This window comes from Streptomyces sp. AC627_RSS907, from assembly GCF_019049165.1.
Window position 1 is genome coordinate 1 of record NZ_JAGMUE010001253.1, and the last position, 702, is coordinate 702.

At 73.8% G+C, this 702-nt stretch carries 1 protein-coding gene; it reads right to left on the reverse strand.

The window, feature by feature from the left end; translation table 11 throughout:
- Positions 1 to 198 precede the first annotated feature (198 nt).
- Positions 199 to 702: DUF4190 domain-containing protein (locus KUM32_RS41330; protein WP_217146781.1), on the reverse strand; the 504-nt coding region annotated here is incomplete at its 5' end.

Below are 702 nucleotides of genomic sequence, written 5' to 3' on the forward strand. Positions count from 1 at the left end.
GTCACGGCCGGACGGCCACCGCCGGCACGAGCGGCGCTTCCTCCCAAGAACCCCGGGCACGGTGCGGCCGGGGCACGGGGCCTGACTCTGTATGAGCCCGCGCCGGCATGGGGGGCAGACGCCTCGCCGCGCCCCCTCCCGCACGCCGGCGCCCAAGCGCCGGCTTCGCCGGGCAGAAGGGGCCTCAGGCTGAGCCCGCTACGCCCCTCCCACCGAACCTTCCGCCAGCACCTGGGCCCGCACCAGCGCCGTGCTGCCATACGGCTCGTCGCGCTCGCCCTCGCCGTCCTCGTCGACACCGGTCACGGCGTAGACGAAGATCATGGCCACGCTCGCCGCACAGGCGACGATCCCGATGATGATGCCGGCCAGCGCGGCGCCACCGTTGTTCGCCTCACCGCGCCGCGCCTTACCCCGCCCGAGTGCGCCGAAGATGATCGCCAGCGCGCCCAGGACGATGCCGAAGACGATGCTGAAGAACAGCACGAGCCCGACGATTCCCAGCACCAGTGCGGCGGTGCCCTGCGCGTTGTCCGGCCGCCACACATCGTGGGGCCATCCCGCTCCGTACGGCACTGGGTGCGCGTACGCCTGCCCCGCATGCGCGTGGCCCGCCCCGTAGCCGGGATAGCTCGGGCCGCCGGGAGCGTACGGCCCCTGCCCGTAGCCGCTCGGGACATGGCTGCCCGGACCATACGAGGC